General features: G+C 67.4%; 2 protein-coding genes. Both read right to left on the reverse strand.

What is annotated here, in order from left to right; translation table 11 throughout:
* Positions 1 to 744 precede the first annotated feature (744 nt).
* On the reverse strand, positions 745 to 4191 hold the full coding sequence (locus LG395_RS35195) for an endonuclease/exonuclease/phosphatase family protein (protein WP_225812904.1): 3447 nt from the start codon (positions 4189 to 4191) through the stop codon (positions 745 to 747).
* 686 nt (positions 4192 to 4877) lie between these two features.
* Positions 4878 to 5969 (reverse strand): hypothetical protein, encoded by a 1092-nt coding sequence (locus LG395_RS35200; RefSeq protein ID WP_225812906.1) that lies wholly within the window; start codon positions 5967 to 5969, stop codon positions 4878 to 4880.
* Positions 5970 to 6538 lie beyond the last annotated feature (569 nt).

Consider the following 6538-nt stretch of genomic DNA (forward strand, 5'->3'; position numbering starts at 1 on the left):
CTCGCACATGTTTGCGGATGTGCTTTGCCGTCCGACGCCCTGGGTCGGCGCCGCGATGACCAGGGAGTGCGCCAGGTCCGGGCGCTTCACCGCGATGGTCTGCTCGGTGAAGCTGCCGACGTCGTACCCGCACAGCACCGCGTCACTGATGCTCAGGTCGTCGATGAGTACGACGACGCCTTCGTTGCCGTGTACGAGCACAACGGGCGTCCCATTGCCCGTACTGCCCGAGCGTTCGTAATAGTTCCGGGAAGCCCTGTGTAGGCTGCGAAAAAGGCATGGGAACCCTCCGGTCACCTCTCGCTGGAACAAGTACGTAGGTCAAGTTTCCCGGGCCGTAGCCCGGATACCAGATCAGCGGTGTCGTCATAGGGGATCACGTTTGAAGGGTCCGGACGGTGTTCAGGAGGACTTGTCACACCTGCACCGTTTCCTCATCCACATCCACAGCATGCGCCGCGCCGCCGCGACACGCATCCGGATGAGCGGGCATGCCGCTGACCCGCCGTCCGGGCTGTGCGAAGCCCCTCTCGCCATGTCAGTCGTCTCCCGGGTCTTCATGGTGCTGCGGCAGGAAGTGCCCGCCTCCCGGTCACGCACCGCGACGCCGTCCATCGGCCGCAGCGCCCGGTGGACCCGGGCGCTGCGGCCGATGGACGGCGTGGATGACTCCGTGCCCGGTCCTCGGCCGGCCGGGCACGGAGCCCACCGGGCCGCGTCAGGCACTCGGTGACGTGGCGGGGATCACTCGGTGACCGGACTGAAGTCCCATACGTCAGCCGCGTAGTCCGCTCGATTCCTGACGGTCACCCTGCCGTGCAACGCGCCCCCCGTGAGGTAGATGGGCTCGTCCCTCTCCGCCGGGCCCGTGTGATTGGCCAGCAGCACTCCGTACTGGGCGGGCCGCAGGCACCAGAGGAAGCCGTCGGCGTGGGGCACGAATTCGCTCATCGTCACCTGGTTGCCGTCGGCGGGCACTCCCGTGTCGTTGGTCGACGCCACGTACCGCCCGTCGTTGGCCAGATAGAAGCACTCGTCCGAACCGGTCCGTCCCGCGGGGATCGTGGTGAACCGCTCCTCGGGCGCGTCGTCGTCCTCGTCCAGGACCACCGGGAACTCGTTGATCGCGTCGTTCCAGGCGTTGAGGATCCAGGGCAGTCCGTCCTTGGACTTCAGGTGGACCTCGCGGCGGGCGCTCAAATCCTCGACGTCCTGCAGGAACCAGCGCTGGCTGGGCGCCTGGTCGTCCTCGTCGTGAGCGAAGAGCGCGCCACCCTTGAGGTCGGCGGTGAGGTACTGCTTGGTCGCGTAGTTCTCCAGGCTCCAGGTGCCATCCCCCTGATAGCGGGGCTTCCAGAGCTGATCCAGCGCCGGGGTTTTCCAAAGCACTATCTTGCCGTCCGGCTTACTGCCTTCTTGCCCCAGATAGTAGTTGTAGAATTTCGGGTCCTTGGAGAGCAGATTGAGATAGCCAGGGTGTTCGGAGGACTTCTTCAGATCGAACAGCAAGTTCGATGCCGGGTTTTTGTAATCGAACTTGACGTCACCGATGACGTTGCTGCCGGCGCTGGCGAATCCTGCGACGTTGACGGTGTGAGCGCTCATCACGACGACGTTGTTCTGGGGGAGCGGCGGCACATTCGACGGCGCCGGGGAATCATCCGGCAAATTGGTGAGATAGTGCCATACGGGGTAGTGGTCGGAGTCGATGTAGTCGTCAAGCAGCGCCGACCCGAAAACGTCGACACCGTTGTTCACGGGAGTGACCGCGTAGTCGAGGACATGCGGTGCGCCCGTCCTGCCGGCGGTGGGATGTGTCGCGGCCACGGTGGCAGCCGTGTTGTAGACGTTCGCGGGGAGGGCGGTGGCGAGGTCGCCCGGATCCCTGTTGTAGTCACCGGCGGCGATCCAGGGCTGCGACTCGTCGCCGCCGGATCCCAGGTGTGCCATTCGCCATCTGATGTTGCTCAGCAAACCGGGAGCGTCCTGACCCTGGTTGTCCGCACGCGCGTGGATGGTGAAGTACCCGACGCCTCCCACGGTGATCCCGAGTGCGGGCCGTGCACCGCCTTCACCCAGTACCGGGTCGTAGCCCGGCGGCTCGACGATGTGTATGTCCTGCGGGGCGACTGGGGTTCTGCTGGCGATGGCGAGGTTGACCCGGCCGTCGTTGGTCGTTCCGCTGTTCGTGTGCAGCCAGTATATGTATCCCACCGTCCGGCTGCGAGTTCCCAGGAGCCGGTACTCCCGGACCGGGGGATACGTGCCGTCCGGGTGCCGCCAGACGTTCTGCGCGTGGTCTTCGAGGAATTCGAGGCGTGAGCCCGTCGGCGGGGTTCCGGCCTCCTGGATGAGGACGATATGAGCCCCTCGGGGGTCCGCATCCTCCATCATGTATCGAAGATCATCGTATTTGTTGTGCCGCCCTCCGTCCGACAGTGCGCCTTGCATGTTCCAGTTGACGATGGCCCGGTCGGTACCGGTACGGGGGTCGAGATCGCCGCCGGTCTTGGTCAGGAACAGGGACGGTCGCTTGCCCACGGCGAGAGGTACGACGCCGTGCCCCAGGTAGTCGAGGGTCTCCCGGCCGGTCCAGTCCGGGATCGCCTGACCGTCCTGGCCCAGCGGCTCGAACTGGTTCGGCGCATTGCTCTTCGAACCGAACTGGAAGGCGGTGCCGGACTGCGTGCCATAGGGCGCGTACGGTTCGAACGGGCCGCCGGGGCTGGTCTGTTTGATCAGGGTGTTGTTGTAGAAGACGTTCTGCGGTCCGGAGGAGCCGGACCACTTGACCGCCTTGGGGCCGGCCGCCCACCAGATGGGGTACCAGGTGCCCTCGTCGATTTCACCGCCTTCACCGCCGCAGTTCGTCTGGCAGTTGGCCGATCGGTGCTCGTAAGGGACCCGCACGGTGTTCTGTTCGAACAGGTTGTCGTGTTCCCAGCCGCCGTGCAGGTTCAGATCGGAGTCGAGGTCGTTGCGGAAGGCGACGTTGCCGCTGGCGGACCATTGGAACGTGAAGTGGCGCAGGTTCCGGCTGAGGTTGTAGGCCCACAGCGAGTTCCACACGCGGCTGCCGCGCAGGTATCCGTTGCCGCCCTTGCCCTTGTTCCAGGCACCGTCGAAGCTGTTGCGCTCGATCTGCAGGTTGAGGGCGTCCTCCGTGACGATCGGGTGCGAACCGGTCATGGTCGCCTTCAGCCCGCGTGCCCAGCTGTTGGCGGCCCACTTGTACACGATGCCGTGCATGGCGTACTCGGGGGCCATGTTGCCGTAGTTGTGAACGGCCTGGTCGGCGGTCAGCTGGTAGGTGCCGCCGCCCAGCTTGGGCAGGCCGTTCATGTCCTGGGTGAAGGCGAAGTTCTCGAAGCCCACCCCTTCGACGATGCGCAGCGGGGTGACCTTGCTGGCGTAGGGCTTGTCACCCAGCGCCGCGGAGCCGTCCGAGGTGGAGTCGACCGGCAGGTCCCACTCCAGCGGACGGTCCAGCGTGACCGTCTTCGCGTCGGCGTCGACCCCCGTGACCCTGAACATCTGCTGGCGCATGTGGAGGTCGTCCATCACGCCCTGGTCGGTGACACCCTGTTGCTCGTAGAACTTGACGCTGTTGGCTGCGCCCACCCAGACGTAACCGCCCGGGGTGAACTTCGACATGGAAGCGGTCGCGACCAGCTGGACAGTCCTGCTTCCCCGCCGGGCGGAGTACCCCGGGTCGTCAGCCGTGGCCGCGACCTTGACGCCGGAGGCCCAGTGCTGGTTGACGGAGCCTTCGAAGATGTCCTTGCGATTGGCCGGCGCCGCCGCCCAGTCGTCCTTGTACCGGTCGGCGACGTCCCGGGTCTGCACCCGGAACATGCCGCGCCCCGGCCACATCCAGCCGCCGGAGCCTTCGTCGCTGCCGGTACCGGCCTTCATGCTGTCCTGGTCCCAGCGCCCGTTGACCACCGTGTCGTAGCGGGTGTTGAGATCCGGCCGGAACACCAGCTTCGTCCCGCCGTCGCCGGAGCCCTGCCCGCGCACGATCAGGAAACTGGCGTCGACGTAGACCTGGCGGGTCAGATCGATACGCCCGGACGGCAGGGAGATGAGCGAGAGCCGGTCGAAGCTGGCCGACGGCGAGCACTGGCTCTTGATGTCGTCGATCGCCTTCTGCAGCCCGGTGGTGTCATCGGCTCCGTCGTCCGCGGTCACCCCGTACTGGGAGGACAGTCGTTCCGGAGTGATGCGGCAGGAGGCGTCGCCGGTCAGCTCCCCGTCGCCGGGCAGCGGGGCGCCGCCCCGGTAGCCCACACGCGACCAGTCCGGCAGGCCCGAGGGCGAGGTGGTCCGGTTGGCGCTGGTGAGGTCCGGTCCGTCCGCATCCGGCCCGGCTGTCACCGCCGCGGCTCTCGTGGGAGTGGTGGCGGGCGCGCCTGAGGCGAGCGCCGGCAAGGAGAGGGACAGCAGCAGGCCGCACAACAGCGCTGCCGTGGGTTTGAGATGTCTCACATGAGCTCGTTTCTGCGTCATGGCGTGATGCCGACGGCGAAGTGAGGTGACTTTGGTGCGCGAGGCGTCCCGCCACTCGGCGACGCAGCCCGGACCGCGGTCGACGCGGCCGGATGCCGTCGGCGGTTCGTGCCGGACTCCGAAGCGCGACCGGTCCTGACACCGACTCCGGTCGTCGGTGTCAGGACCGGGATGTTTACGCGGCAGCCGAGGGTGTCGGTGTCTCCCGCCGCCGGCGGCAGCCGGTGCGGATCACCACGGAGCACCGGTGCCCGGGGCCCGGGCGCACTGCCCGGGGACCACCTGCGCGGGTGCGAGCGGACCGGACCCGGGGACGTACCCGTCGTCCGCCTGTGCCGGGGTCCCGGACCAGGAGCCCCCGGCAGGTCCTACCATTGGGGTGCCGCGGGCGTGGGCAGACCGCGGAAGTCGGCGGCCTGCTTCCACACCACTCCGGTGGTGCCACCGCCGGAGCCGGTGATGATGTCGTAGACGAGGGGTCCGCTGCTCTGGGCCAGCGGCGAGACGTTGGTCCAGCCGTAGCCGGCGTCCTTGTAGCTGCCCAGGACGTCGCCGTGCCGGTTGATCTCGTAGTTGCCGACCGTCCCGTCGTAGTCCCGGAAGGTGATCACGCCGTAGCCGTTGTCGGTGAGTGCGACGGAGGGGGCGCTGGTCGTGTAGGGCCCGACCTTCTTCGGGTTGGTCCAGGTGGAGGTGCCGTACTGCTGCCGGGCCATGTACATGTTGAAGTCGGTGCCCTCGAAGGCGAGGACGACCTGATTCCAGGGAGCCGGGTCGTTGCCGTCGTTCACCTGGGCGGCGAGGGACGGCGCGTCCTGGCTGCGGGCGCCCGGAACCGCCTGGGGAGCGTTGAACGTCGTGGTCGCGGCGTCGTAGTACATCGTCCAGACGTCGTCGGTGGTCTGGCTGTTCCAGGCGAGCATGTAGGAGTTGCCGGGGAGCGCCGCGGCTGCCACGGGCTGATTGGTGTTGGTGCGGGCGTCGTTGGGGACCTGCGTGGCGTTGGGCAGGGTCCCGGGGAGCTGGTAGCCGGTGGTGAGCTGGATGCGGTGCTGGTATATGTGGCCGTCCTTGCCGGTGTGGAAGATGCGGAAGTTGCCGCGGCCCCCGTCGTTGGTCCAGATCACCGTCGGGGCGGCATACGTCTGCGCGTGATCGGTGGACCCGGCCGTGGCCGGCAGCGGGTAGGCGGGCCCGTTGTTCAGCGAGATCCAGATGTTGTCGTTGTCCGCGCCGCGCCAGGCGTGCAGAACGTTGCTGAGGCTGTCCCGCGCCTCGCCCTCGGTGGTGTTGCTCTTGATCTGCCCGCCCGAGTACGTCACCGGCTGCCATCCGGTACCGGCACCGGGAAGGTCGGCGAAAGCAGGCCCCGCCACTCCGATGACAGCAGCGGCGGCAGCGAGGACCGGAACCGCACGCCGGATCGTCTTCGCCTTGTTGAACACGTCTTCTCCACTCATGGTTGGTACGCGAGGCTCGCCGCGGTCGCCGCGCGATCCCCCGCAGTGTCGGGACGCCGGCGCACAGCGCGACGCACAGGGCCTCGCGTGGTGGGGTGGCCCCGATCCAAAGCGGCGCCATCAGCCAGGAAGGACAAACCTCCGCCCCTCTGTGGTGCACACGTAGGAGGCAGAGGTGTTTGCCGGCTCAAACCTAAACATGTTTGACAGCGCAAGCAAATCCATGTCGGATGCCTGGTGTGCATCGCGCGGGACGTCTTTGCCGGACAGCCGTGTCCGTGGACGGCGTGACCGGACTGTCGGTCAGCCCTCTCACGCGGCGTCCGGCCTGCTCCTCCTCCTTCGTGCACGCAGGCGCGGTTCTTGGGCACCCGCATCCGGGAGCACGTCGGCACCGGTCACCGGCGCGGCCGCCGGGCCCGACGGGCGAGCGCACCTGAGGCGTGGTAGCCATGCAGTAGGAACGGAGAGTGATCATCATGGAACTGAGGCGACTGGGCCGGTCCGGCCTGCGGGTGTCCGTGCTGGCCATGGGCACCATGACCTTCGGCGGCGGCGATGTCTTCGGC

Source organism: Streptomyces spinosus, from assembly GCF_020400655.1.
Lineage (GTDB): Bacteria > Actinomycetota > Actinomycetes > Streptomycetales > Streptomycetaceae > Streptomyces > Streptomyces argyrophylli.

Excerpts from the sequence above, each read along its gene's own strand:
- LG395_RS35200 (WP_225812906.1), bottom strand. The coding sequence starts at position 5,969 with ATGAGTGGAGAAGACGTGTTCAACAAGGCGAAGACGATCCGGCGTGCG.